This is a genomic window from Streptomyces sp. NBC_00190, from assembly GCF_036203305.1.
In the GTDB taxonomy this organism is placed as follows: Bacteria; Actinomycetota; Actinomycetes; order Streptomycetales; family Streptomycetaceae; genus Streptomyces.
In genome coordinates this window covers 2304796-2328344 of the sequence record NZ_CP108131.1, presented here as the reverse complement: position 1 = coordinate 2328344, position 23549 = coordinate 2304796, and the positions used below count along the sequence as shown (strand labels likewise).

Below are 23549 nucleotides of genomic sequence, written 5' to 3'. Positions count from 1 at the left end.
AGTGCCTCCCCGCTTCGTTTGGCCGAACGTGAGCGAGAAGAACGACGGTGCGAACCGCGATGCGACGAAACGATCGGCCCGGGAGCGACTCCTCGTGGAGCGCGAGCGGCAGAAGACCCGGGACAAGCGCCGGCGGACCCTCGTCGTGTCGGCGGCGGTGGTCGGCGTGCTCGGCCTAGCCGCCGTCGTCGGCCTGATCGCGGCCAACAGCGGCAAGGACGGCGGTGCGGGCAAGGCGGGACCGGTGGTCGCCCCCTCCGGGGCCACCGGCAAGGACGCGCTGGCCATCCGTACGGGCAAGGACGAGGCCAAGTCCACCCTGACCGTGTGGGAGGACTTCCGCTGCCCCGCCTGCAAGTCCTTCGAGGACAACTACCGGGCCACCGTCCACGAGCTGGAGGCCGCGGGGCTCCTCAAGGTCGACTACCACCTGGTCACGCTCATCGACGGCAACATGGGCGGCAGCGGATCGCTGAAAGCGGCGAACGCAGCGGCCTGCGCGCAGGACGCCGGCAAGTTCGCGGAGTACCACGACGTCCTCTTCCAGAACCAGCCGCAGGAGGTCGACGACGCCTACGGGAAGAACGCCAAGCTGCTGGAACTGGCCGGCAAGGTGGACGGGCTGGACACCCCCGCGTTCCGCAAGTGCGTCGAGGACGGCACGCACAACGCGTGGGTGGCCAAATCGCACGAGGCCTTCGCCGCCGGGAAGTTCCGGGGCACCCCGAGCGTGCTGCTGGACGGCAAGGACATCTTCGCCGACCAGGCCCATCCGGTGACCCCGCAGAAGCTGAAGGAGCAGGTGGAGGCCAAGGCCAAGGGCGTCTCCTCGCCGTCGGCGTCCCCGGCCGGCGGCTCCGGGACGGGGTCGAAGGCGTCGTCGAGGACCCCGTCGAGGACGCCGTCTAAGAGTGCCTCGTCAGGGCCCGGGGAGCGCTGAGCGACGCCTGGGGCAGGTGTGGATTTGGTTTCGGCTTGCCGGGCGGGTTGCGGTGGTGCCCGTCCGGCAAGGTAGCGTCGGGTCTGCCATGGACATTGCTTACATCCCCAGTCCGTCGACCGGCGTGATCCATCTCGGACCGATCCCGCTCCGCGGCTACGCGTTCTGCATCATCATCGGCGTCTTCGTCGCCGTCTGGCTCGGCAACAAGCGGTGGATCGCGCGCGGCGGCAAGCCCGGCACCGTCGCGGACATCGCCGTGTGGGCGGTGCCGTTCGGCCTTGTCGGCGGTCGCCTCTACCACGTGATCACCGACTACCAGCTCTACTTCGGCGAGGGCCGCAACTGGGTCGACGCCTTCAAGATCTGGGAGGGCGGCCTCGGCATCTGGGGTGCGATCGCGCTGGGCGCGGTCGGAGCCTGGATCGGCTGCCGGCTGCGCGGCATCCCGCTTCCGGCCTGGGCGGACGCCCTGGCCCCCGGCATCGCGCTGGCCCAGGCCTGCGGCCGCTGGGGCAACTGGTTCAACCAGGAGCTGTACGGCAGGGCCACCGACCTGCCGTGGGCGGTGGAGATCAGCGAGGCCCCGAACCGGGTCGCGGGCACCTACCACCCGACCTTCCTGTACGAGTCACTGTGGTGCGTCGGCGTCGCCCTGCTGGTGATCTGGGCCGACCGCCGCTTCACGCTCGGACACGGCCGGGCGTTCGCCCTGTACGTGGCCGCGTACTGCGTGGGCCGCGGCTGGATCGAGTACATGCGGGTCGACGAGGCGCACCACATCCTGGGCCTCCGGCTGAACGTGTGGACCTCGATCGTCGTCTTCGTGCTGGCCGTGGTCTACCTGGTGCTGTCGGCGAAGCTGCGGCCGGGCCGCGAGGAGGTCGTCGAACCGGACACCGGTTCCGATGCCTCGGGCGCCGAGGGCAAGGGCACCGACGTCCCTGCCGGGACGGAGCCGAAGGACGGCGAGGCCGCGGCTGCCTCCGGGGACCCGGCGAAGCCGGAGACCGCCGAGGCGAAGGCGGCCGTCCTGACGAAGGGCGCGCAGGCCGGGGCGGCGCCGTCGGCTGACGCCGAGCGCGCCGAGGGCGAGGCTCCCGGGGCCGGGAAGCGCTGACCCGAAGGGTCGCTGGAGGGGGGTGCCGCGTACCGCGCGGCACCCCCCTCTCGTTGTCGGAGCCGCCTGGCATGATCAACCCCGATGTCTGTTGATCATCAGGGGGAGACCATGACCGAACAGCCGAAGACCGCCCGCCGGGCACTGCTGACGGGGGCCGTGGCCGGGCTGGCCGGGGCCGCGGTGATGTCCGGCGGCGGGGCCGCCGCGGCGGCCACGGCCGCGGGAACGCCCGACTGGTTCGACGTGAAGGGCCATGGCGCGGTCGGCGACGGCTCCACCGACGACACCGCGGCCGTCCAGCGCGCCCTCGACGCGGCGGCCGCGGCCGGCGGCGGCACCGTGTACTTCCCCGTCGGGAAGTACCTGGTCAAGCCCGCGGCCGGGGCGCCGGCCCTGGCCGTCAAGGCGGACGGCATCCGCCTCGCGGGCGCCGGGGCCAAGGCCTCCACGCTGATCAAGGGCGGCGACGGCATCCTCCTGCGGATGTCCGGCACCGGAGCGGCCTACTCCACCGGCGCCACCCATCGCCGCTACTGCTCCGTCGAGAACCTCGGGTTCAACGGCAACCGCAAGACCGGCCTGCTGCTGGAGCTCTACTACAACAACAACTCCTACTTCCGCGACGTGTTCATGTCATCGAACAACGACATGTGCATCGACGCCGTGGAGTTCTGGGACTCCCGCTTCTACAACCTGGTCATCGAGGACTGCACCGGCACCACCGGCAGCACCACCCAGCCCAACGTCTGGCTGCGCAACGCCTCCTCCGCCACCGAGGGCGCCTGGGGCCACAGCAAGGACAACATCAACCAGATCCACTTCACCGGGTGCCGCCTGGAGGCCTTCGGCACCGGTGCCCTGTGGATCGGCCAGGGCGCGGTCACCACCAACAACCCCAACGGCGTCTACCTCACGGACTGCAAGTTCGAGACCTCCCGGATGCAGGGCGGTCCGCACCTGAAGACCGACGCGGGCTGCAAGCAGGTCTACGCCACCAACATCTACTGCTACGCCGGCGACTTCGCGGCGGGCACCCCGGCCACCGCGCGCAACATCATCAGCTGGGCGGCGAGCTCCAGCGCGCTGGAGAACGTGGTCATCGCCAACCGGGACAAGGCCACCGTCAACGCGGGCGTGGCGCTCTACTCGGGTCCCGGTTCCACCGCCGTGCTGCGCAACGTCGTCGGGCTCTACGGCACCGCGCCCACCGGCACCCACATCTACTACGAGCAGTCGTCCACCGGCGACTTCCGCGTGGAGAACAGCTACGGCACCCTCGGCGCCCAGGCGACCGGCACGATCCCGGTCAAGAACGCGCCGAACCCGCCCCTGCGGCTGGTGCCCGGGCCGGTCACCGACGCCTCCTTCACCCGCCAGCCGCTGGACGGCACCATGGCGGTGGACTCCGTCAACAAGCGGCTCTACGTCCGGGTCGGCGGCCAGTGGCTCTGGTCGGCGCTCAACGCGTAGCCATCCGCCGCGACAGGGCCAGGGTGCGGTGGGCCGCCGCCACGACGGCCGGGTCCACGAACCGGCCGTCGGGCAGGGCCAGCGCCCCCGGGGTGGCCCGCGCGGCGCTCAGCACCTCCTGTGCGGCCGTGACCTCCTCGGGCCCGGGGAGGTAGGCCTGCTCGATCACCGGCAGCTGACGGGGGTGGATCGCCGCCCGGCCGAGGAAGCCGAGCGAGCGGCCGCGCGCGCAGGAGACGGCCAGCGCCTCCAGGTCCCGGATGTCGGGGAACACCGACTGGGCCGGGGGCGCGAGGCCGGCCGCGCGGGCCGCCACCACCACCCGGGAGCGGCACCAGTCCAGGCCCGTCTCCGCGCTGACTGCCAGGTCGGCCCGCAGGTCCGCCTCGCCGAGGGAGAGCCCGCGCAGGGCGGGGTGCGCGCGGGCGATCTCGTACGCGCGTTCCACGCCCACCGCCGATTCGAGCAGGGCGTGCAGGCTCACCCCGCCGGTGCGCACGGCGGCGGCGACGATCTGGTCCGGGGCGTTGACCTTGGGAAGCCGCAGTCCCGCCAGGCCGTGCAGCCCGGCGAGGGCGTTGAGGTCGGCGCCGCCCCAGGGGGAGTCGATCGCGTTGACGCGGACGTGGACGGGGACCGGGGGCCGGCCGGCGAGCAGCTCGGCGGTCGCCGCGCGGGCGTACTCCTTGCGGGAGGCCGGTACCGCGTCCTCCAGGTCCACGATGACGGCGTCCGCCCCGCAGCCCAGGGCCTTGGCCACCACCTGGGGACGGTCGCCCGGCGCGTACAGCCAGGTCAGGATCACAGCGCCCCCTCGGTGCGCAGAGCGGTGATCTCGGCCCGGGTCAGGCCGAGCTCGGTCAGGACCTCGTCGGTGTCCGCGCCGTGCGGGCGGCCGGCCCAGCGGATCCCGCCGGGGGTCTCGGAGAGCCGGAAGAGGATGTTCTGCATCCGGATCGGGCCGAGCTCGGGGTCCTCGACCTCCGTGACCGTGTCCAGGGCCGCGAACTGGGGATCGGCCATCACATCCCGGACGTCGTAGACCTGGGCGACGGCCGCCTCGGCCTCCTCGAAGGCGGTGACGACCTCCTCCGCCTTGTGACGGCCGATCCAGCCGCCGACCGCCTCGTCCAGGACGTGCGCGTGGGCCGCCCGCCCGGAGCCGGTCGCGAACCAGGGCTCGGCGATCAGCTCGTCCCGGCCGACCAGCCGCAGCACGCGCTCCGCGACGGACTGGGCGGAGGTGGACACCGCCAGCCAGCGGCCGTCCGCGCTGCGGTAGGTGTTGCGGGGGGCGTTGTTGGTGGACCGGTTGCCGGTGCGCGGCTGGACGTAGCCGAGCTGGTCGTACCAGAGCGGGTGCGGGCCCAGCACCGTCAGGATCGGCTCGATGATGGCCAGGTCGACGACCTGCCCGTGCCCGGTGCGGTCGCGGCCCGCGAGCGCGGTCATCACGGCGTACGCGGTGGTCAGCGCGGCGATCGAGTCCGCGAGCCCGAAGGGCGGCAGGGTCGGCGGCCCGTCCGGCTCCCCGGTGATCGCGGCGAAGCCGCTCATCGCCTCGGCGAGGGTGCCGAAGCCGGGGCGGCGGGCGTACGGGCCCTGCTGGCCGAAGGCCGTGACGCGGGCCAGGACCAGCCGCGGGTTGGCGGCGGACAGCTCGGGCCAGCCCAGGCCCCACTTCTCCAGGGTGCCGGGGCGGAAGTTCTCGATGACGACGTCGGCGGTGGCGGCCAGCCGCAGCAGGGTGTCCCGGCCGCCGGGGGTGGACAGATCGAGGGTCATCGTCCGCTTGTTCCGGCCGAGCAGCTTCCACCACAGGCCGACGCCGCCCTTGGCGGGGCCGTGGCCCCGGGAGGGGTCGGGACGGCCGGGGTGCTCGACCTTGACGACCTCGGCGCCGAAGTCGCCGAGCAGGGTGGCGGCCAGCGGCCCGGCGAAGAGGGTGGCGAGGTCGAGGACGCGGAGCCCTTCCAGGGGCCCGGCGGTCGTCACGAGGCGGCTCCGGGCCGGGCTGCGGGCCGTGGCCCGGCGAAGGCGTCGGTCTCGGCGCGGGTCGGCATGGAGTCCTGGGCGCCGGGCCGCTGGACGGAGAGCGCGGCCGCCGCGCAGGCCCAGCGCAGCGCCTCGGGCATGGACCGGCCCTCGCCGAGGGCCACGGCGAGGGCGCCGACGAAGGTGTCCCCGGCGGCGGTCGTGTCCACGGCCCGGACCCCGGGCGCGGGCACGGTCAGCGGCTCCCGGCCGCGGGCGGCGTACAGGACTCCGGCCGCGCCGAGGGTGATCACCACCTCGGGCACGTCCTCCAGCAGGGCCTCGGCGGCCTGGCGGGGGTCGGTGAGGCCGGTGAGCGCGGCGGCCTCGTGCTCGTTGGGGACCAGGAGGTCGGTGGCGGCGAGGAGTTCGGCCGGCAGCGGCTGTACCGGGGCCGGGGTGAGGACCGTACGGACGCCGCGCGACCGGGCGGCGAGGGCCCCGGCGAGGACGGCCCGCAGCGGGAGTTCGAGCTGGAGGAGGAGGGTGCCCGCGGCGGCGATCCGGGACTCGTCCCCCGACTCCAGGCCGGTGACGGCGGCGTTCGCGCCGGGGATGACGATGATGCTGTTGCCGCCCTCGTCGTCCACGGTGATGTGGGCGGTGCCGCTGGCGCCCTCGACGGTGCGCAGGGCCGCGGTGTCGATCCCGGCGGCGGTGAGCGCGGAGCGCAGCCGTACGCCGAACTCGTCCGCCCCGACCGCGCCGATCATCACCACCTTCCCGCCGCAGCGGGCGGCGGCGACGGCCTGGTTGGCGCCCTTGCCGCCGGGGACGGTGCGGAAGGCGCGGCCGGTGACGGTCTCGCCGAGGCGGGGGGCTTTGGGGACGTAGGCGACGAGGTCCATGTTCGTACTGCCGAGCACGGCGATGGCCGTCATGAGCGTGCTGCCTCCTGTGCGGTGAGCCGGTGGGTGAGGTCGGCGAGGGCGTCGAAGCCGACGCCGTCGAATCCGGGGACGGTGGTGGCCAGACGGTTCTTGAGGGGTGCGGTCCAGCGGTGCGGGATGGCGTCCGGGGAGCCGGCGAGGAGTCCGGCGAGGGCGCCGGCGGTGGCGCCGTTGGAGTCGGTGTCCCAGCCGCCGGAGACGGCGCGGCACACGGAGCGGGTGAAGTCGCCGTCGGCGTGGGTGAGGGCGGCGGCGATGAGGGCGGTGTTGGGGACGGCGTGCACCCAGTGGTAGTGGCCGTAGCGGGCGTGCAGGCGGTCGACGACGCGGTCGAAGTCGGGTTCGGCGGCGGCGGCGATCCCGAAGCGGACGGCCTCGGCGAGGCGTGAGCGGGGCGGTACGACGGCCAGCCCGGCCCGGAGCGCGGTGTGGACGTCGGCCCGGCCGGTGGCGGCCCGCGCGGTGGCGGCGGCGATGAAGAGGGCGGCGTAGACGCCGTTGCCGGTGTGGGTCAAGGCGGCGTCGCGGTAGGCCTGGGCCGCGGCGGCGGCCGGGTCGCCGGGGTTGGTCCAGCCGTGCACGTCGGCGCGGATGAGGGCGCCGATCCACTCGCGGAAGGGGTTGTGGTGGGTGGCGGTGGCGGGCGGCTCCAGCCCGAGGAGGAGGTTGCGGTAGGCGACGCGCTCGGCGGTGAAGGTCCGCCCGGCGGGCAGTTCGTCGAGCCAGAGCCGGGCGACCTCGTCGGTGGTGAAGCCCTTGCCGTGGCGCCGGAGCAGGAGCAGGCCGAGGAGGGGGTAGTTGAGGTCGTCGTCCTCGGGCATGCCGTCGATGTTCTCGGCGAGGGAGGTGGGGGCGGAGCGGCGGTTCCACGGGTACGCGGCCAGTACCTCCGGCGGCACGCCGCGGGCCGTGAACCAGTCGTTCAGCGGCCAGTTGCCCGCGGCACGGGCCAGTGCCCGGATCCCGTGGAGGGGCAGCTTCTCGACGGGCTTGCCGAGAAGGCAGCCGACGGCCCGCCCCAGCCAGGCGGCCTCCAGCCGGGTCCGCAGACGGGGGTCCCGCCCCGCCGGCGCCGCTTCCGGGGCCGGGGGCAGGACCGCAGGCCCCGGGGCGGTGGGCTCCCGGGCCGTGGAGCCGCCGGGCGTTCCCCGCGGGTCCGGGAGCCAGGTGGCGCGGATGGCGTTCCAGGACTGCGGCTCGGTGGCGGCCGCCGGGGACGGGAGGGCGGCCAGCTCGTCCAGGATGCGGGAGGCCAGGGCGCGGAGCTCGGGTGGCGCGGGGGCGGGGGAGGCGCCGGCCCGGGCCGGCGCCGGGTGGCCGCCCGCCGCCAGCCAGACCCGCAGCGCGGGCCCGGGATCCCGGCCGTCCTCGGCCGCCTGGCGCAGCTCGTGCCCGACGAGGTCCTCGGGCTGCGCCCAGGTGAGCCGTACCGGCGCGGGCTGGTCCGGGCAGGGCGGGGTCATCGGGGGGTCGAGATCGCGGTGAAGGCCGACTCGTGGGAGCGGCGGCGGGAGCGGTCGCGGGCGAAGACCTCGCGGGCCACGGCGGCCAGGGACCTGGCCGGGGCGTGCAGGTCGAGGCGGCTGGCCTCGGCGACCTGCTTGGCCCAGGCGGCCGGGACCGCGGCCTCGCCGCCCAGGGCCCCGGCGATCGCGCCCGCCATCGTGGCGATGGAGTCGCAGTCCCGGCCGTAGTTGACCGCTCCGAGCACGGAGGTCTCGTACCCCCCGTCCGCGATCAGCAGCATGCCGAGGGCGACCGGGAGTTCCTCGATGGAGTGGAGGCGGGACGGGCGGCGGGCGCCGAGCGAGGGGGCGCGGTAGTCCGGGCCGACCGAGTCGTACGGGGCCACCGCCGTGCGCAGCGGTGCCAGCGCCGACTCGAAGTCCCGGTGGCGGGAGGCGACTTCGCACACCGCGGAGACGGCCTCGCGCGTGCCGTCCTTCGCGAGGGACAGCGCGGTGTCCACCACCGAGGCGGCCGTGGCCCCGGGGACGCACGCGGCCGCCACGGCCGCCGCGAACACGCCCGCCGCCTCCCGCCCGTACGAGGACTGGTGCGCGCCGGCGATGTCCAGGGCCTCCGCGTACGCGCCCGCCGGGTTGCCCGCGTTGACGATCCCCACCGGCGCCATGTACATCGCCGCACCGCAGTTGACGATGTTGCCGCTGCCTGCCTCGCGCGGGTCGGCGTGCGCGTAGTGCAGCCGGGTCACGATCCACTTCTCGGCGAGGAAGATCCGCTGGAGCGGGAGGGCTTCGGCCTCCAGCTCCGGGATCCACCGCGGGTTGGTCATCAGGTCCGGCACCAGGTGGTCCGCGACCGCGTAGGCGTCCAGGTGGTCCCGTACCGTCTCGTAGACCCTTACCAGGGCGTGCGTCATGAGGGTGTCATCGGTGACGTGGCCATCTCCCTTGTGGTACGGGGCGATCGGGCGGGCCGTGCGCCAGTCCTCGTGCCAGGGGCCGACGATGCCGTGCACCCGGCCGCCGTGCCGTTCCAGGATCTGGTCCGGGCTCCAGCCCTCCACCGGGCCGCCGAGCGCGTCGCCGACGGCGGCTCCGACGAGAGCGCCGCAGGCCCGGTCCTCCAACGTGAGCGTCATGTCCGAATCATCCCTTGGGTGAGGTGAGTTCCGTGCGAGCGAGGAGCGCGGCGAGTTCCACGAGATCGGTGCCGGCGAGGCGGGGGAGGGTGCAGCCGGACAGGGTGCGGCAGGCCTCCCGCCAGGCGGTGGGGATCGAGTCGCCGCCGCCGAGGGCGCCGGTGAGCGCGCCGGCGAGGGCGGGGGCGGAGTCCGCGACGCGCGACAGGCAGGCGGCGGCCGGGACCGCTTCGGCTGTCCTGCCGCGGGCGGCGGTGGCCAGGGCGAGCGCCACGGGGACGGTCTCGGCGGCGGCGATCCCGTAGCTGTAGACGTGGTCGACGATCTCGTGTTCGAGGACGGGGACGATGGCGAAGGCGCCGCCGCCCTCCGTCTGGGTACGGGCGAGCTTGACGGCGTGCCGGGCGTTGCGGCCGATCTCGGTCGTCCCGGGGAGCTGTGCGAGGGCGGCGTCGACGGCGGCGTCGACGTCCGCGCCGGCGAGGGCGGTCGCGAGGGCGGCGGCCATGGCGCGGGCGCCGTGGACGCCGTCGCCGTCCTGGGTGTAGCGGGCGTCGAACTCGGCGAGGTCGGCCGCCGCGCGGGCGTCGCCGGGGTGGACGACGGCGAGGACGCAGGCGCGGACGCAGGCGGCGTCGTCGAAGAAGTGCGGGTTGTCGTGGCCGGTGGCGGGCGGGCGCAGGCCTGTGGCGAGGTTGCCGAGGCCGGCGCGGACGGAGATCCGGGCGCGCAGGGGCAGGACGGCGGACTCGACCTCGGGCGCGCGTTCCGCCGCGGCGGCCACTTCGGAGGCGAGGGCGTTCCAGGCGAGGTCGATGGCGGCGCGCATCCTCCTGGACCGGGAGAGGTCGCTGAGCAGGACGCCGGCGGCGGTGAGCACGGACTCGGCGACGAAGGCGGCCCACTCGGCGTCGTCGGAGGGGCCGAGGCGCAGGGGTTCGGGCGGCTGGTTGAGGGCGATGGGGACGGGGAGGGTGGTGGTGGCGTTCTGCTCGGCGAAGGTGTCGAGCTCGCGGGTCAGGCGGCGGGTCCATTCGGGCATCCGGCTGGCGCGGTGCCGGGCTGCGGGCCACCCGGCGGCGTCGCCCGCGGCGAGTCCGAGGAGCAGCCCCTCGATCCGGCGGGGGCCGGACGTGTCCCCCACGGCAGGGGCGGCGACGTCCGGGGTACCTGGGGCCGGCCCGGTGGCCCGCGTGCCCGGAGGGGATGCCGCGGGGGGTGCGAAGGCGCGGGGCGCGGGCGGGTCCGGCGGGGCGGGGATCGTGTCCGGGCTGAACGGGGTGGGGGTCATCGGGGGCCCTCGTTTTCCGGTGTGAGGAGGTCCGCGATGTCCAGGACGTGGTAGCCCCGCATCGAGGGGAGGCAGCTGCCGCGCACCGGCCCGATGGCCGAGGCCCAGTCGGCGGGGATCGCGGGGGCGCCCGACATCGCGCCGGCCAGGGCGCCCGCCACCGCCGCGGTGGTGTCCGCGTCGCGGCCCATGTTGACCGCGGTCAGGACCGAGGTGGGGAAATCGCCCCGGCACGCGGCGAAGGCGCCGAAGGCCAGGCCCACGGCTTCGGGCGCCAGGTCCGTCCACGGGTAGCCGCCGATGACGACCGCCGACCGCACGGCCCGTTCGCCGCGCGGGGCGGCGGTGACGGCCCGGCGCAGCGAGCGGGCCGTCCAGGAGTCGGAGGGGATGACCGACAGGGCGGCGGAGACCACCGACGCGGGGCTGCCGCCCGCCATGGCCGCGGCCACGCCCGCCGCCACCGCCTGGCCGCCGTAGATGCCCTCGCCGTCGTGGCTGACGCAGCCGTCGATGGCGACGAGCCGCGCGGCCTCCGCGGGGCGGCCGGCCGCGAAGACGCCGAAGGGGGCCGCCCGCATCGCCAGGCCGTCGCTCCACGCGTGCCGGTGCTGGGCCGAGATGGGTGCCGCCAGGCCCCGGCGGAGGTTCTCCAGGGTGCCGCGCTCCGAGAAGCCCGCGCCGCGGAACGGGCCCTCGTCCAGGTCGGCGATCCAGTGGTGCCACGCCCGCTCCACGTGGGAGACGGTCAGCGCCGAGCCGTGCCGGGCCAGCAGCAGCCCCGAGAAGATCGCGTACTCGGTGTCGTCCGTGCCCGCCGGGTCCTCCGACACGAAACCCTCGATGCGGCCCCACTTCGCCCGGATCTCCGACGGCTTCATGTTCTCCGCGGGGGCGCCCAGCGCGTCGCCCACCGCGAGGCCCAGAAGAGCGCCCCTGGCCCGTTCGAGGAGGACCTGCGGATTGCATGCAATCAGCTCCATGGCGAGCCTCTCCACTTGGTGGGACTCATATTGAGCCCTTGGGGGATTTGTGCCATGGCATACGGTTTGTCGCTCGTTGCGAAACACCGCGCGAACACCCCCGTCACCCGGTCGCCGACCCCCAAAACCCCAGGTAAGTACGGCCTTCCTTGCTGGCGGGCGGCAGAAATCGTGCGTAGTTTCGAGGTGTTCAGGGGGAGCGGGGTGTCTCGCGGCACCCGTTCGCACAAATGGGGAGATATCCGTATGTCCATCATCGACATCGAAGCACCGCTGCACACCGCCCACCGTGACAACCACACCCACCGTGACGTCAACGGCGGGTGGCTGCGGCCGGCCGTCTTCGGCGCGATGGACGGGCTCGTCTCCAACCTCGCGCTGATGACCGGTGTGGCCGGCGGCGCCGTGGCCCCGGCCACCATCGTGATCACCGGCCTGGCCGGCCTGGCGGCCGGCGCCTTCTCCATGGCGGCCGGCGAGTACACCTCCGTCGCCTCCCAGCGTGAGCTGGTCCTCGCCGAACTGGACGTGGAGCGCCAGCAGTTGCGCAAGCATCCGGTCGACGAGATGGAGGAGCTGGCCGAGCTCTACGTCTCCCGCGGCGTCGAGCCCGCGCTCGCCCGCGAGGTCGCCATGCAGCTGTCCCGCGATCCCGAGCAGGCGCTGGAGATACACGCCCGCGAGGAGCTCGGGATCGACCCCGACGACCTGCCCTCGCCGCTCGTCGCCGCCGTCTCGTCCTTCGGCTCCTTCGCCCTGGGCGCGCTGCTCCCCGTACTGCCGTACCTGCTCGGTGCCACGTCCCTGTGGCCGGCGGTGCTGCTGGCGCTGGCCGGGCTCTTCGCCTGCGGCGCGGTCGTCTCGCGGGTCACGGCCCGGTCCTGGTGGTTCAGCGGTCTGCGCCAGCTCGGGCTGGGTGGTGCGGCCGCCGGTGTGACGTACGTCCTGGGAACCTGGATCGGCGGAGCCATAGGCTGACCGGGCGCGGAGTGAGACACTATGCGGTACGCAACATAAGTAGTCCGTTACCCGGCGGTTTCGATCGCGTGTCCGCCGGGCATCACACCATGGCGCCCGGGCAATGATGCCCGCCTCGCGTCCGGACCTTCGTTCCCGTGAAACCGTGAAACGTTCCCGAAGGTCCCCCTTTTCTGCCTCGCGCAGTGTCCGCATGTTGGAATGGCATATCCAGTTCTCGGGATAGTCGTCATCATGTAATCTGCACGAAATTTCGCAGAGGGCCAACGTCGTCCCTCGGCTATGCACATATGCCACGACGACGACGGGAGAGCCGATGCGTTCCGCATCCACGCACTCCGCGACCGGCCTCAGCACCACCGCCTGGTCGCCCATGGACGGTCGCCCCGCCCAGCAGGGCATGTACGACCCGCGCAACGAGAAGGACGCCTGTGGCGTCGGTTTCGTGGCGAACCTCACCGGCGAGGCGACCCACACCCTCGTTGAGCAGGCGCTGACCGTATTGCGGAACCTTGAGCACCGCGGCGCGACCGGCTCCGAGCCGGACTCGGGCGACGGTGCCGGAATCCTGTCCCAGGTGCCCGACGCCTTCCTGCGCGAGGTGGCCGGTTTCGATCTTCCCGAGGTCGGCGCGTACGCCGTCGGCATCGCCTTCCTCCCCGCCGACGCCGCCGCACAGGCCGTCGCCGTGGAGCAGATCGAGGCCATCGCCACCGAGGAGAACCTGACGGTCCTCGGCTGGCGCGAGGTCCCGGTCAGCCCGGACCTGCTCGGCAACGGCGCCCGCGCCACCATGCCCGCCTTCTCGCAGCTGTTCGTCAGCAACGGGAGCACCGGCATCGAGCTGGACCGCAAGGCCTTCGTGCTGCGCAAGCGCGCCGAGCGCGAGGCCGGCGTGTACTTCCCGTCGCTCTCCGCCCGCACCATCGTCTACAAGGGCATGCTGACCACCGGCCAGCTGGAGCCCTTCTTCCCGGACCTCTCCGACCGCCGCTTCGCGTCGACGCTCGCCCTGGTCCACTCGCGGTTCTCGACGAACACCTTCCCGTCCTGGCCGCTCGCCCACCCGTACCGCTTCGTCGCGCACAACGGCGAGATCAACACGGTCAAGGGCAACCGCAACTGGATGAAGGCCCGCGAGTCCCAGCTGGCGTCGGACGTCTTCGGCGACGGCGTGCTGGACCGGATCTTCCCGATCTGCACCCCGGACGCCTCCGACTCGGCCTCCTTCGACGAGGTCCTGGAGCTGCTCCACCTCGGCGGCCGGTCGCTGCCGCACAGCGTGCTGATGATGATCCCGGAGGCGTGGGAGAACCACACCTCCATGGACCCGGCCCGCCGCGCGTTCTACCAGTACCACTCCACGATGATGGAGCCCTGGGACGGCCCGGCCTGCGTCACCTTCACCGACGGCACCCAGGTCGGCGCGGTCCTCGACCGCAACGGTCTGCGCCCTGGCCGCTACTGGGTCACCGACGACGGCCTCGTCGTCCTCGGCTCCGAGGTCGGCGTGCTCGACATCGACCCGGCCAAGGTCGTCCGCAAGGGCCGCCTCCAGCCCGGCAGGATGTTCCTCGTCGACACCGCCCAGAAGCGGATCATCGAGGACGACGAGATCAAGAACGAGCTGGCCGCGGCCGCCCCGTACGCGGAGTGGCTGGAGACCGGCGAGATCGAGCTGTCGGACCTGCCCGAGCGTGAGCACATCGTGCACACCCACGCCTCGGTCACCCGCCGCCAGCAGACCTTCGGCTACACCGAGGAAGAGCTGCGCGTCATCCTCGCGCCGATGGCCCGTACCGGCGGCGAGCCGCTCGGTTCCATGGGTACGGACTCCCCGATCGCGGCCCTGTCCGAGCGCCCCCGGCTGCTCTTCGACTACTTCACGCAGCTCTTCGCGCAGGTCACCAACCCGCCGCTGGACGCCATCCGCGAGGAGCTCGTCACCTCGCTGCTGTCCTCGATCGGCCCGGAGTCCAACCTGCTGGAGCCGACCGCCGCGTCCTGCCGCAGCGTCACGCTGCCCTTCCCGGTGATCGACAACGACGAGCTGGCCAAGCTCATCCACATCAACCACGACGGCGACATGCCGGGCATGAAGGCCGCCACCCTCTCGGGCCTCTACCGGGTCTCGGGCGGCGCCGAGGCGCTCGCCGCGCGGCTCGTGGAGATCCGTACCGAGGCGGACGCGGCCATCGCGGCCGGCGCCCGCCTGATCGTCCTCTCGGACCGCCACTCGGACGCCGAGCACGCGCCGATCCCGTCGCTGCTGCTCACCTCCGCCGTGCACCACCACCTCATCGCCACCAAGCAGCGCACCCAGGTGGGTCTGCTGGTCGAGGCCGGTGACGTCCGCGAGGTCCACCACGTCGCGCTGCTGATCGGCTACGGCGCCGCGGCCGTGAACCCGTACCTCGCCATGGAGTCCGTCGAGGACCTGCTGCGCGCCGGTACCTTCCTGTCCGGCCTGGAGCCGGAGCAGGCCATCAAGAACCTGATCTACGCGCTCGGCAAGGGCGTCCTGAAGGTCATGTCCAAGATGGGCATCTCCACCGTCGCCTCCTACCGCGGCGCCCAGGTCTTCGAGGCCGTCGGCCTGAACGAGGAGTTCGTCGGGGCGTACTTCCAGGGCACCGCCACCAAGATCGGCGGCGCCGGCCTGGACGTCATCGCCAAGGAGGTGGCCGCGCGCCACGCCAAGGCGTACCCGGCCTCCGGCATCGCGGCCACGCACCGCGCGCTGGAAATCGGCGGCGAGTACCAGTGGCGCCGCGAGGGCGAGCCGCACCTGTTCGACCCGGAGACGGTCTTCCGTCTCCAGCACGCGACGCGCGGCCGCCGCTACGACATCTTCAAGCAGTACACGGACCGGGTGAACGAGCAGTCCGAGCGCCTCATGACGCTCCGCGGCCTGTTCGGGTTCAAGAGCGAGGACCGCCCGTCGATCTCCATCGACGAGGTCGAGTCGGTCGCCGACATCGTCAAGCGCTTCTCCACCGGCGCCATGTCGTACGGCTCCATCTCCAAGGAGGCGCACGAGACCCTCGCCATCGCCATGAACCAGCTGGGCGCCAAGTCCAACACCGGTGAGGGCGGCGAGGACCCGGACCGCCTGTACGACCCGGCGCGCCGCTCCTCCATCAAGCAGGTCGCCTCCGGCCGCTTCGGCGTGACGAGCGAGTACCTGGTCAACGCGGACGACATCCAGATCAAGATGGCGCAGGGCGCCAAGCCCGGCGAGGGCGGCCAGCTGCCCGGCCACAAGGTCTACCCGTGGGTCGCCAAGACCCGGCACTCCACCCCGGGCGTCGGCCTGATCTCCCCGCCGCCGCACCACGACATCTACTCCATCGAGGACCTGGCTCAGCTGATCCACGACCTCAAGAACGCCAACCCGGCCGCGCGCATCCACGTGAAGCTCGTGTCCGAGGTCGGCGTGGGTACGGTCGCCGCGGGTGTCTCCAAGGCGCACGCGGACGTCGTCCTCATCTCCGGCCACGACGGCGGCACGGGCGCCTCCCCGCTCACCTCGCTGAAGCACGCGGGCGGCCCCTGGGAGCTCGGCCTCGCCGAGACCCAGCAGACCCTGCTGCTCAACGGGCTGCGCGACCGCATCGTGGTCCAGACGGACGGCCAGCTCAAGACCGGCCGCGACGTGGTCATCGCCGCGCTGCTCGGCGCCGAGGAGTTCGGTTTCGCGACTGCGCCGCTCGTCGTCTCCGGCTGCGTCATGATGCGCGTCTGCCACCTGGACACCTGCCCGGTCGGCATCGCCACGCAGAACCCGGTCCTGCGCGACCGGTTCTCCGGCAAGCCCGAGTTCGTCGTCAACTTCTTCGAGTTCATCGCGGAGGAGGTGCGCGAGCTCCTCGCCGAGCTGGGCTTCCGCACGATCGAGGAGGCCGTCGGCCACGCCGAGCTGCTCGACACCAGCAAGGCCGTCACGCACTGGAAGGCGCAGGGCCTCGACCTGGAGCCGCTCTTCTACGTGCCCGAGCTGCCCGAGGGCGCGGTCCGCCACGCCCTGATCGAGCAGGACCACGGCCTGGAGAAGGCCCTCGACAACGAGCTGATCGAGCTCGCGGCCGACGCGCTGAACGCCGACTCCGCCGAGAGCGCCCAGCCGGTCCGCGCCCAGGTCGCGATCCGCAACATCAACCGGACCGTCGGCACCATGCTCGGCCACCGGGTGACCAAGAAGTTCGGTGGCGCGGGCCTGCCCGACAACACCATCGACCTGACCTTCACCGGCAGCGCCGGCCAGTCCTTCGGCGCCTTCGTGCCGAAGGGCATCACCCTCCGCCTGGAGGGCGACGCCAACGACTACGTCGGCAAGGGCCTCTCCGGTGGCCGGATCGTGGTCCGCCCGGACCGCGCCGCCGACCACCTGGCCGAGTACTCGACCATCGCCGGCAACACCATCGGTTACGGGGCCACCGGCGGCGAGATGTTCCTGCGCGGCCGTACCGGCGAGCGCTTCTGCGTCCGCAACTCCGGCGCCCTGGTCGTCTCGGAAGGCGTGGGCGACCACGGCTGCGAGTACATGACCGGCGGACACGCGGTCGTCCTCGGCGAGACGGGCCGCAACTTCGCGGCCGGCATGTCGGGCGGCGTCGCGTACGTCATCGACCTCGACCCGGACAACGTCAACGTCGGCAACGCCGGCGCCGTCGAGACCGCCCTGTCCGACACGGACAAGCAGTGGCTGCACGATGTGGTGCGCCGCCACGAGGAGGAGACCGGCTCGACCGTGGCCGCGAAGCTCCTGGCTGACTGGTCCGTCGCGGCGGATCGCTTCAGCAAGATCATCCCGACCACGTACAAGGCAGTGCTCGCCGCCAAGGACGCCGCTGAGCTGGCCGGACTCTCGGAGTCCGAGACCACCGAGAAGATGATGGAGGCGGCGACCCATGGCTGACCCGAAGGGCTTCCTCACCACCCCGCGCGAGACCGCCTGTACCCGTCCCGTGGCCGACCGGCTGAAGGACTGGAACGAGGTCTACGTCCCGGGCTCGCTGCTCCCGATCATCAGCAAGCAGGCCGGCCGCTGCATGGACTGCGGCATCCCGTTCTGCCACAACGGGTGCCCGCTCGGGAACCTGATCCCGGAGTGGAACGACTACGCGTACCGCGAGGACTGGGGCGCCGCGTCCGAGCGTCTCCACGCCACGAACAACTTCCCGGAGTTCACCGGGCGGCTGTGCCCGGCGCCCTGCGAATCCGCCTGCGTGCTCGGCATCAACCAGCCGGCCGTCACGATCAAGAACGTCGAAGTCTCGATCATCGACAAGGCATGGGACAACGGCAACGTCACCCCGCAGGCGCCCGAGCGCCTCTCGGGCAAGACGGCCGCCGTCATCGGCTCCGGCCCGGCGGGTCTCGCCGCGGCCCAGCAGCTGACCCGGGCCGGGCACACCGTCGTGGTGTACGAGCGCGCCGACCGTGTCGGCGGCCTGCTGCGCTACGGCATCCCCGAGTTCAAGATGGAGAAGGTGCACATCAACCGCCGCATCGAGCAGATGCGCGCGGAGGGCACCAAGTTCCGCACCGGCGTCGAGGTCGGCCGCGACATCACGGCCACCGACCTGCGCAAGCGGTTCGACGCGGTCGTCGTCGCGGCCGGTGCCACGGTCTCCCGCGACCTGCCGGTCCCGGGGCGCGAGCTGAACGGCATCCACTTCGCGATGGAGTACCTGCCGCTCGCGAACAAGGTCCAGGAGGGCGATTTCATGGCGCCCCCCATCACGGCCGAGGGCAAGCACGTGGTCGTCATCGGCGGCGGCGACACCGGCGCGGACTGCGTCGGCACCGCCCACCGGCAGGGCGCGGCCTCGGTCACGCAGCTGGAGATCATGCCGAAGCCCGGCGAGGACCGTAACGCCAACCAGCCGTGGCCGACGTTCCCCATGCTGTACAAGGTCACCTCGGCGCACGAGGAGGGCGGCGAGCGGGTCTACTCCGTCTCCACCACCCACTTCGAGGGCGACGAGGACGGCAACGTCAAGGCACTGCACCTCGTCGAGGTGGAGTTCGTCGACGGCAAGCTCGTCCAGAAGCCCGGCACCGAGCGCGCCCTCCCCGCGCAGCTGGTCACCCTGGCGATGGGCTTCACGGGCACGGACCAGGCCAACGGCCTGGTCCAGCAGTTCGGCCTGGCGCTGGACGCACGCGGCAACATCGAGCGCGACGCCTCGTACGCGACCAACGTGGACGGCGTCTTCGTCGCCGGTGACGCGGGCCGCGGCCAGTCGCTGATCGTCTGGGCCATCGCGGAAGGCCGCTCGGCCGCCCGCGGCGTGGACCGCTTCCTGACGGGCGCGAGCGCCCTGCCGTACCCGGTCAAGCCGACGGACCGCTCGCTGACGGTGTAACCCCGTCGCCCCTCCCTCCGGGGAGACCCCTCATACGGTCCGTACAACGGCGTACGGAACTCTGACACAGCGCCCGCCACGTCCCCGACCAGGGGTGGCGGGCGCTGTGGCGTTCCGTAGCCGTACCAATTGCGTTCCGCTGCCTGCTCCGGGTGGCGAGGACTACGCTTTTCGTGGAGCGAGGGCACTGCGGAAGCAGGGAGTTGGCTCATGGCTGATCCGAAGGGCGAGGGTGGAGCTCAGACACCGGAGGAGTTCGCCCGCGAGGAACTGCGGGGGCGACGCGAGGCGGCCGGGCTGACCCAGGAGGGGCTGGGCGAGCGGATCTTCACCACCGGGTCGTACGTCGGACAGATGGAGAACGGCGTGTGGGTTGTCCTGCACGAGTCGGTGCTGCGGACGGCGGTCGGGGGCCTGCCGTGATGGCCGCTCAGCTGCGCCACATCTCGTCGTACGTCCGGGCCCACCGGATCACCGCGCAGGTCGTGCCGTTCTCGGCCGGTGCCCACGGGGCCCCGGGTTCGATGATGACCATCATGCAGTTCGCCGATGCGCCGGACGTGGCCTATACGGAAGGGCCTCACGCCGGGCAGCTGCTCGATTACCCGGCCCTGGTCCAACGCCACTGGAAAACATACGATCTCGCCAGGGCCGCTGCGCTGTCGCCGGAGGCGTCCTTGACCCTGATCGAGTCGGTGGCGGAGGAGTACGCGGCATGCACGCAGACGTGAACGGCTTGTCCTGGCGGAAGTCCTCGTACAGCAACGGAGAGGGCGGCAGCTGCGTCGAGGTGTCCGACGACCTCCGCGGTGTCGTCCCCGTCCGCGACAGCAAGCTCGCCGGCCTCAGCCCGGTGCTGGTGTTCCCGGCGGACGCGTGGGCTCCGTTCATCCGGGCTGTGAAGGCTCAAGCCTGATCTCGTACCGCAACTGCTGACGCCCCGCCTGCATGACCATCACGTCGTAGGCGATGTGGGCCGGACGGCGCACCGGTTCGCCCGGCCCGAGGCGCAGTTGCTCACGTTCCTCCTGATGGCGGGGTGAGGGGGAAGGGCGGCCGAAGCCAACGCAACTGGCTTCGGCCGCCCCTCGACCATACCGGCGCCCCGGCAAGGGAGGCGCCTCGTTCGGGTGGCAGTGGGCTCTCGACGAACTGGGCCTGGCCGCCGGGGCGGACCGGAGCCCCAGCAGCGGAGCTGCCCCGAGGTGGCCGACGGGTGCTGGGCAAGGGCTAGGCCGAACGGGGCATGTGCCCGGCGGATGCGTGCAGTTGAGGCGGATTTCGTCTGGTAACAGTGGGCCACATGCCCACCCGAACGATGCTGAGCGTGCTGCTCGGCGCCGCCCTGCTGCTCCCCGTCCTGCCGGCCGCCACCGCCGCCGCCGACGCGCGGACCGTCGACTACCACGGGCTGCGCCTGGCCGTCCCCGCCGACTGGCGGGTCGTCGACCTCGACCGCGAGCCCGGCGCCTGCCTGCGCCTCGACCTGCCCACCCTGTACCTCGGCCACGCCGGCACCCAGGCGGAATGCACCGGCCGGGCCGTCGCCAGCCGCGCCGACACCCTGCATCTCGAACCCCTCGACACGGCCCCGCCGCGCGCCGACATCCCCACCGTCGCCGTGGACTCCGCCGACGCCCTGCCCGAGGCCCCGGCCCGGACCGACAGCAACGAACTGCGGTACGCCCTGCTCCGGCCCCGGGTCATGGCCACCGTTTCGTACGGGGACGCGCCCGACGCCGTCCGCAGGGTCCTGTCGCGCGCCCGCGCCCTGTCCGCCGACGCGCCCGCCGCCCCCGGCGCCCCCGCGCGTCCCGCCGCCCCCGCACTGGCCACCGGCGCCGCGCGGACCCGTAACGCCCAGGAGCCCTTCACCGGCGAGGGCTTCGACGCCTGTACCGCCCCGACCCAGGAGTCCATGGACACCTGGCGGGCCGATTCCCCCTTCGGCGCGGTCGGCATCTACATCGGCGGCGGCGCCCGTGCCTGCGCCCAGCCGCAGCTCACGGCCGCGTGGGTGCGCCGGCAGGCCGAGGCGGGCTGGCACCTCATGCCGATCTGGGTGGGCCGACAGCCCTGGAACAGTTCCGGCACCGGCCTGTCCACCGATCCCTCCGAGGCCGACGAGCAGGGCCGGTCCGCCGCCGAAGGGGCGGCGGCCGCGGCCGGGTCGCTGGGCCTGGAAGCGGGCACGGTGCTCTACAACGACCTGGAGAACTACACCGACCGCGACACCTGGGACGCCCCCGTCGTCGCCTACCTGACCGCCTGGACGGTCCGGCTGCACGAGCTCGGCTACCGCTCGGCCGCCTACGTCTCGGCGAGCTCCGGGGCGCAGGCGCTGAGCGCCCACCACGACCAGGCCCCCGAGGCCATGCCGGACGTACTGTGGGTCGCCCGCTGGAACGGCGCGGCCTCCGTCACCGATGCCGACATGGGCCTGCCCAACGGCACGACCCAGTGGCACGGGCCGCGCCGCGCCCACCAGTTCCGCGGCGACCACGACGCGGCCTACGGCGGGGTCACGATCAACATCGACCGCAACTGGGTCGACGTCGATCCCTCCGCCTTCGGGACCGGCGCCGTCTTCCCGCTCAGCTAGGCCTCAAGGCCGGCGCCCGGCGCCGGGTCTTCGCGCGGCGGCTCGTCGTCGTTGCCCCGGCGGATGGTGCGCAGGCCGCGCGCCGGGGTCCACGACCGCACCACCAGGTCATCGCCCTCCACGCCGATGTGGACGACTTCCGTCAGGTCGGCGTGGAAGAGGTGGAACGGGTGGGGGCTCTCCGTCTCCTCCGCGTACCGGTGCAGCTCCGGCGGGTCCACGATCTCGATGGCGCGCCCGGAGATCCGTACGTCGCCGTCCGGCATCTCCTCGCCCGCGCCCGGATTGGTGTGCAGGGCGAACCGCGGGTCGCGCTGGAGGTCCCTGGCCTTCATCGAGCCCGCCATCATGCCGAGCCACAGCTCCCCGCCCCGGAAGTCGACATTCAGCCCGGCCACCCGGGGGGAGCCGTCCTTGCGCAGGGTGGCCAGGACGTGGTGCGGGAACTGCGCGAAGCGGGCCCGGACGGCCGCCGCGAACTCCGGCTCCGCCTTCTCGAATGCTGCCCAGTTGTTCGTCGTCATGCGTCCATCAAAGCGTGTGGGTCCGACGGCCGCCGCTCAGGCGCGCACGATGCCCGCTCCGCGCGCCGCCGCCAGCCAGGCCGGGAAATCGCCGACCAGGCGGTCGTACAGCTCCGGATCGGGGACGGCACGCGGATCCGCCCCCGCGTGGAAGTAGCCCGCGTTGTCCACCACGCGCCGGGACGGGACGGGCAGTTCGTCCAGGCGGCGCAGGAAGTCGAACTGCGTGCTGCGCGTGTTGCCGAAGCCGACGAACTGCCAGAACAGCGGCAGGCGGGCCGCCTTGCACAGGTACTTCTCCGCGGCGAGCTTGTTGACCGGCCCGCCGTCGGTCTGGAAGACGACCAGGGCCGGCTGCGCGGACCCCGAGTCCAGGTAGTGGTCGATCACCGCGTCCATCGCCGCGTGGTAGGCCGTCTTGCCCATGTGGCCGAGGCGGGAGGCGATCTCGGTGACCCGCCCGGCGTGCCCGGCGAGGGTGATCTCCTCCACCGCGTCGACGTCCGTGGAGAAGAAGACCACCGGCACCCGGCCGTCGTCGTCCAGGTGCGCGGACAGGCCCAGCACCCGGTCGGCGAGGGCCTGCACGCTGCCGTCCTCGTAGTACGGGCGCATCGAACCGGAGTAGTCCAGCACCAGGTAGACGGCGGCGCGCCCGCCCTCCAGGCCGTACTTGCGCAGGGAGACCCCGGCGCTCTTGTAGAGGCTCACGAGCGCCGGAGCCGTTTCCTCGACCTTGCGGAGGTTGATCGCACTGCCCGTCATGCGGCCGAGATTACGGGAGGCCCGGCAGCGTGCCTACGGGCGCTTGCCGAGCTCCTCGATGTCGTCGAGCATGCGGGCGGCCAGGTCGCGCTCGGAGGCGTAGTACCGCTCGGCCCACCTGAGGGCGAGCGTCGGGGACCGGATCCGGGTCAATTCCGTGCACCCGGGGGCCGTCGACACGCCGATGGTGGCCGACGCGGTTGCGGCCGGGACTGGTCCCACGTACCGCTGGGGCGGATGGGGCGGCCGCAGGAGGTCGGAGAGCTGGTCCTCTTCCTCTGCTCGGACGCGTCCTCGTACGTGACGGGCGCGGAGTTCGCGGTGGACGGCGGGATGACGGCGGGATGACGGCCGGGCGGGGTTCCCGCCCGGACCCCAGGCATGATGTGTCCATGACTGAATTGGTGCGGAGGGTGACGGGGGCGTTGCTCCGCAACTGCCTGCTCCTGGCGGCGGAGTCCGGCGCCATCTGGCTGCTCCGGGGCCCCGAGGGCGCCTGGATCCCGGTCCTGCTGGCCGTGTTCGTCGTCGGCGCCGCCGTACCGCACGGCACGGACGCGGAGTTCGTGGCCCGCACCGCCGTCGCGCTCGTCGCGGTCGGCGTCGCGGTGCTCGGCGGGATCACCTGGGACCGGCACACCCTCCACGACCGGGGCCGCGAGGAGGCGGCGGTGGTCGCCTCGCGCACCATGGTGGAGGACGGCTCGGGCCGCTCCCCGTCGCTGCGCCTGCGTACGGCGGCCGGCCGCGACCTGCCCGGCCCGGTGTCCCTGGACCTCGCGGTCGGCGCCCGCGTGACGGTGACGGCGGACCCCGACGGCCCGGCCTGGGCCGTGGGCACCCGCCCGGCCCCGCCGGTCTGGCACGCGGTCGGCACGGGGGCCCTGCTCCTGCTCCAGACGCTCACCCTCGGCCGGCTCTCGCTGCGCCGCCCCAGGGCGTGAAAGCCGCTGGTCGACGCATTGCTCATGGC

General features: G+C 73.0%; 21 protein-coding genes. 12 read left to right on the top strand and 9 right to left on the bottom strand.

Translation table 11 applies throughout. The features are described 5' to 3' along the window. The first annotated feature begins 28 nt into the window (after positions 1-28). The 3 genes from OG429_RS11355 (at position 29) to OG429_RS11345 (ending at position 3533) form a co-directional block, all read left to right on the top strand. Positions 29-940, top strand: a complete 912-nt coding sequence (locus tag OG429_RS11355; RefSeq protein WP_328925188.1) for a DsbA family protein — start codon at positions 29-31, stop codon at positions 938-940. A gap of 88 nt (positions 941-1028) precedes the next feature. After that, the gene (lgt, locus tag OG429_RS11350) at positions 1029-2060 is read left to right on the top strand and encodes a prolipoprotein diacylglyceryl transferase (RefSeq protein WP_328925187.1); all 1032 of its coding nucleotides are present in this window, start codon (positions 1029-1031) and stop codon (positions 2058-2060) included. Positions 2061-2171: 111 nt separating this feature from the next. Continuing rightward, positions 2172-3533 (top strand): glycosyl hydrolase family 28-related protein, encoded by a 1362-nt coding sequence (locus tag OG429_RS11345; protein WP_328925186.1) that lies wholly within the window; start codon positions 2172-2174, stop codon positions 3531-3533. Here OG429_RS11345 and OG429_RS11340 read toward each other — a convergent pair. Genes OG429_RS11340 through OG429_RS11310 form a run of 7 tightly spaced genes read right to left on the bottom strand, consistent with a single transcriptional unit; the run spans position 3523 to position 11336 of the window. Then, positions 3523-4338 (bottom strand): HpcH/HpaI aldolase/citrate lyase family protein, encoded by an 816-nt coding sequence (locus tag OG429_RS11340; RefSeq protein ID WP_328925185.1) that lies wholly within the window; start codon positions 4336-4338, stop codon positions 3523-3525. The two genes, OG429_RS11345 and OG429_RS11340, sit on opposite strands and share 11 nt — an antisense overlap. Then, positions 4335-5528 carry a CaiB/BaiF CoA transferase family protein gene (locus tag OG429_RS11335; RefSeq protein ID WP_328925184.1) on the bottom strand — a complete coding sequence of 398 codons (1194 nt, stop codon included), beginning with the start codon at positions 5526-5528 and terminating at the stop codon, positions 4335-4337. The genes OG429_RS11340 and OG429_RS11335 overlap by 4 nt, the downstream gene beginning before the upstream one ends. Beyond that, the gene (gene rbsK / locus OG429_RS11330; protein ID WP_328925183.1) at positions 5525-6448 is read right to left on the bottom strand and encodes a ribokinase; all 924 of its coding nucleotides are present in this window, start codon (positions 6446-6448) and stop codon (positions 5525-5527) included. The genes OG429_RS11335 and rbsK overlap by 4 nt, the downstream gene beginning before the upstream one ends. Further along, entirely contained in the window at positions 6445-7920 is a 1476-nt protein-coding gene (locus OG429_RS11325; protein WP_328925182.1) for an ADP-ribosylglycohydrolase family protein, read from the bottom strand. The genes rbsK and OG429_RS11325 overlap by 4 nt, the downstream gene beginning before the upstream one ends. Continuing rightward, on the bottom strand, positions 7917-9062 hold the full coding sequence (locus OG429_RS11320) for an ADP-ribosylglycohydrolase family protein (protein ID WP_328925181.1): 1146 nt from the start codon (positions 9060-9062) through the stop codon (positions 7917-7919). The genes OG429_RS11325 and OG429_RS11320 overlap by 4 nt, the downstream gene beginning before the upstream one ends. A gap of 7 nt (positions 9063-9069) precedes the next feature. Further along, positions 9070-10353 carry an ADP-ribosylglycohydrolase family protein gene (locus OG429_RS11315; protein WP_328925180.1) on the bottom strand — a complete coding sequence of 428 codons (1284 nt, stop codon included), beginning with the start codon at positions 10351-10353 and terminating at the stop codon, positions 9070-9072. Further along, positions 10350-11336: an ADP-ribosylglycohydrolase family protein gene (locus tag OG429_RS11310; protein ID WP_328925179.1), complete on the bottom strand. Its 987-nt coding sequence runs from the start codon at positions 11334-11336 to the stop codon at positions 10350-10352. Before OG429_RS11310 ends, OG429_RS11315 begins: the two co-directional genes overlap by 4 nt. Before the next feature lie 246 nt (positions 11337-11582). Between OG429_RS11310 and OG429_RS11305 the strand changes: the two genes are divergently transcribed. The 7 genes from OG429_RS11305 to OG429_RS11275 all read left to right on the top strand — a co-directional run bounded on the left by OG429_RS11305 (position 11583) and on the right by OG429_RS11275 (position 21287). Next, positions 11583-12314 carry a VIT1/CCC1 transporter family protein gene (locus OG429_RS11305; RefSeq protein WP_328925178.1) on the top strand — a complete coding sequence of 244 codons (732 nt, stop codon included), beginning with the start codon at positions 11583-11585 and terminating at the stop codon, positions 12312-12314. A gap of 316 nt (positions 12315-12630) precedes the next feature. Continuing rightward, a complete protein-coding gene (gene gltB, locus OG429_RS11300) occupies positions 12631-17232 on the top strand; it encodes a glutamate synthase large subunit (RefSeq protein WP_328925177.1) in 4602 nt (1533 codons plus the stop codon). Next, positions 17225-18685, top strand: a complete 1461-nt coding sequence (locus OG429_RS11295) for a glutamate synthase subunit beta (protein WP_328925176.1) — start codon at positions 17225-17227, stop codon at positions 18683-18685. Before gltB ends, OG429_RS11295 begins: the two co-directional genes overlap by 8 nt. A 210-nt stretch (positions 18686-18895) precedes the next feature. Continuing rightward, the gene (locus tag OG429_RS11290; protein ID WP_328925175.1) at positions 18896-19108 is read left to right on the top strand and encodes a helix-turn-helix domain-containing protein; all 213 of its coding nucleotides are present in this window, start codon (positions 18896-18898) and stop codon (positions 19106-19108) included. Further along, positions 19108-19416, top strand: a complete 309-nt coding sequence (locus tag OG429_RS11285; RefSeq protein ID WP_328925174.1) for a Scr1 family TA system antitoxin-like transcriptional regulator — start codon at positions 19108-19110, stop codon at positions 19414-19416. Before OG429_RS11290 ends, OG429_RS11285 begins: the two co-directional genes overlap by 1 nt. Further along, on the top strand, positions 19401-19601 hold the full coding sequence (locus tag OG429_RS11280; protein WP_328925173.1) for a DUF397 domain-containing protein: 201 nt from the start codon (positions 19401-19403) through the stop codon (positions 19599-19601). Before OG429_RS11285 ends, OG429_RS11280 begins: the two co-directional genes overlap by 16 nt. A 387-nt stretch (positions 19602-19988) precedes the next feature. Beyond that, positions 19989-21287, top strand: a complete 1299-nt coding sequence (locus OG429_RS11275) for a DUF1906 domain-containing protein (RefSeq protein WP_328925172.1) — start codon at positions 19989-19991, stop codon at positions 21285-21287. Here OG429_RS11275 and OG429_RS11270 read toward each other — a convergent pair. Beyond that, a complete protein-coding gene (locus OG429_RS11270) occupies positions 21284-21811 on the bottom strand; it encodes a pyridoxamine 5'-phosphate oxidase family protein (RefSeq protein WP_328925171.1) in 528 nt (175 codons plus the stop codon). The genes OG429_RS11275 and OG429_RS11270 overlap by 4 nt on opposite strands. A gap of 36 nt (positions 21812-21847) precedes the next feature. After that, positions 21848-22576, bottom strand: a complete 729-nt coding sequence (locus OG429_RS11265) for a VWA domain-containing protein (RefSeq protein ID WP_328925170.1) — start codon at positions 22574-22576, stop codon at positions 21848-21850. A 237-nt stretch (positions 22577-22813) separates the two neighbouring features. Here OG429_RS11265 and OG429_RS41420 point away from each other — a divergent pair, with 237 nt between their 5' ends. Next, complete coding sequence (locus OG429_RS41420; protein WP_405921272.1) at positions 22814-22924, top strand: SDR family oxidoreductase; 111 nt, start codon at positions 22814-22816, stop codon at positions 22922-22924. Between the two features lie 44 nt (positions 22925-22968). After that, positions 22969-23520 carry a hypothetical protein gene (locus OG429_RS11255; protein WP_328925169.1) on the top strand — a complete coding sequence of 184 codons (552 nt, stop codon included), beginning with the start codon at positions 22969-22971 and terminating at the stop codon, positions 23518-23520. The last annotated feature ends 29 nt before the right edge of the window (positions 23521-23549 follow it).

Bases quoted from the DNA above. Each gene is read 5' to 3' on its own strand.
- lgt (WP_328925187.1), top strand. From the start codon at position 1,029: ATGGACATTGCTTACATCCCCAGTCCGTCGACCGGCGTGATCCATCTC.
- OG429_RS11345 (WP_328925186.1), top strand. From the start codon at position 2,172: ATGACCGAACAGCCGAAGACCGCCCGCCGGGCACTGCTGACGGGGGCC.
- rbsK (WP_328925183.1), bottom strand. From the start codon at position 6,448: ATGACGGCCATCGCCGTGCTCGGCAGTACGAACATGGACCTCGTCGCC.
- OG429_RS11325 (WP_328925182.1), bottom strand. From the start codon at position 7,920: ATGACCCCGCCCTGCCCGGACCAGCCCGCGCCGGTACGGCTCACCTGG.
- OG429_RS11320 (WP_328925181.1), bottom strand. From the start codon at position 9,062: ATGACGCTCACGTTGGAGGACCGGGCCTGCGGCGCTCTCGTCGGAGCC.
- OG429_RS11315 (WP_328925180.1), bottom strand. From the start codon at position 10,353: ATGACCCCCACCCCGTTCAGCCCGGACACGATCCCCGCCCCGCCGGAC.
- OG429_RS11310 (WP_328925179.1), bottom strand. From the start codon at position 11,336: ATGGAGCTGATTGCATGCAATCCGCAGGTCCTCCTCGAACGGGCCAGG.
- OG429_RS11305 (WP_328925178.1), top strand. From the start codon at position 11,583: ATGTCCATCATCGACATCGAAGCACCGCTGCACACCGCCCACCGTGAC.
- gltB (WP_328925177.1), top strand. From the start codon at position 12,631: ATGCGTTCCGCATCCACGCACTCCGCGACCGGCCTCAGCACCACCGCC.
- OG429_RS11295 (WP_328925176.1), top strand. From the start codon at position 17,225: ATGGCTGACCCGAAGGGCTTCCTCACCACCCCGCGCGAGACCGCCTGT.
- OG429_RS11290 (WP_328925175.1), top strand. From the start codon at position 18,896: ATGGCTGATCCGAAGGGCGAGGGTGGAGCTCAGACACCGGAGGAGTTC.
- OG429_RS11285 (WP_328925174.1), top strand. From the start codon at position 19,108: ATGGCCGCTCAGCTGCGCCACATCTCGTCGTACGTCCGGGCCCACCGG.
- OG429_RS11280 (WP_328925173.1), top strand. From the start codon at position 19,401: ATGCACGCAGACGTGAACGGCTTGTCCTGGCGGAAGTCCTCGTACAGC.
- OG429_RS11275 (WP_328925172.1), top strand. From the start codon at position 19,989: ATGCCCACCCGAACGATGCTGAGCGTGCTGCTCGGCGCCGCCCTGCTG.
- OG429_RS11270 (WP_328925171.1), bottom strand. From the start codon at position 21,811: ATGACGACGAACAACTGGGCAGCATTCGAGAAGGCGGAGCCGGAGTTC.
- OG429_RS11265 (WP_328925170.1), bottom strand. From the start codon at position 22,576: ATGACGGGCAGTGCGATCAACCTCCGCAAGGTCGAGGAAACGGCTCCG.
- OG429_RS41420 (WP_405921272.1), top strand. From the start codon at position 22,814: ATGGGGCGGCCGCAGGAGGTCGGAGAGCTGGTCCTCTTCCTCTGCTCG.
- OG429_RS11255 (WP_328925169.1), top strand. From the start codon at position 22,969: ATGACTGAATTGGTGCGGAGGGTGACGGGGGCGTTGCTCCGCAACTGC.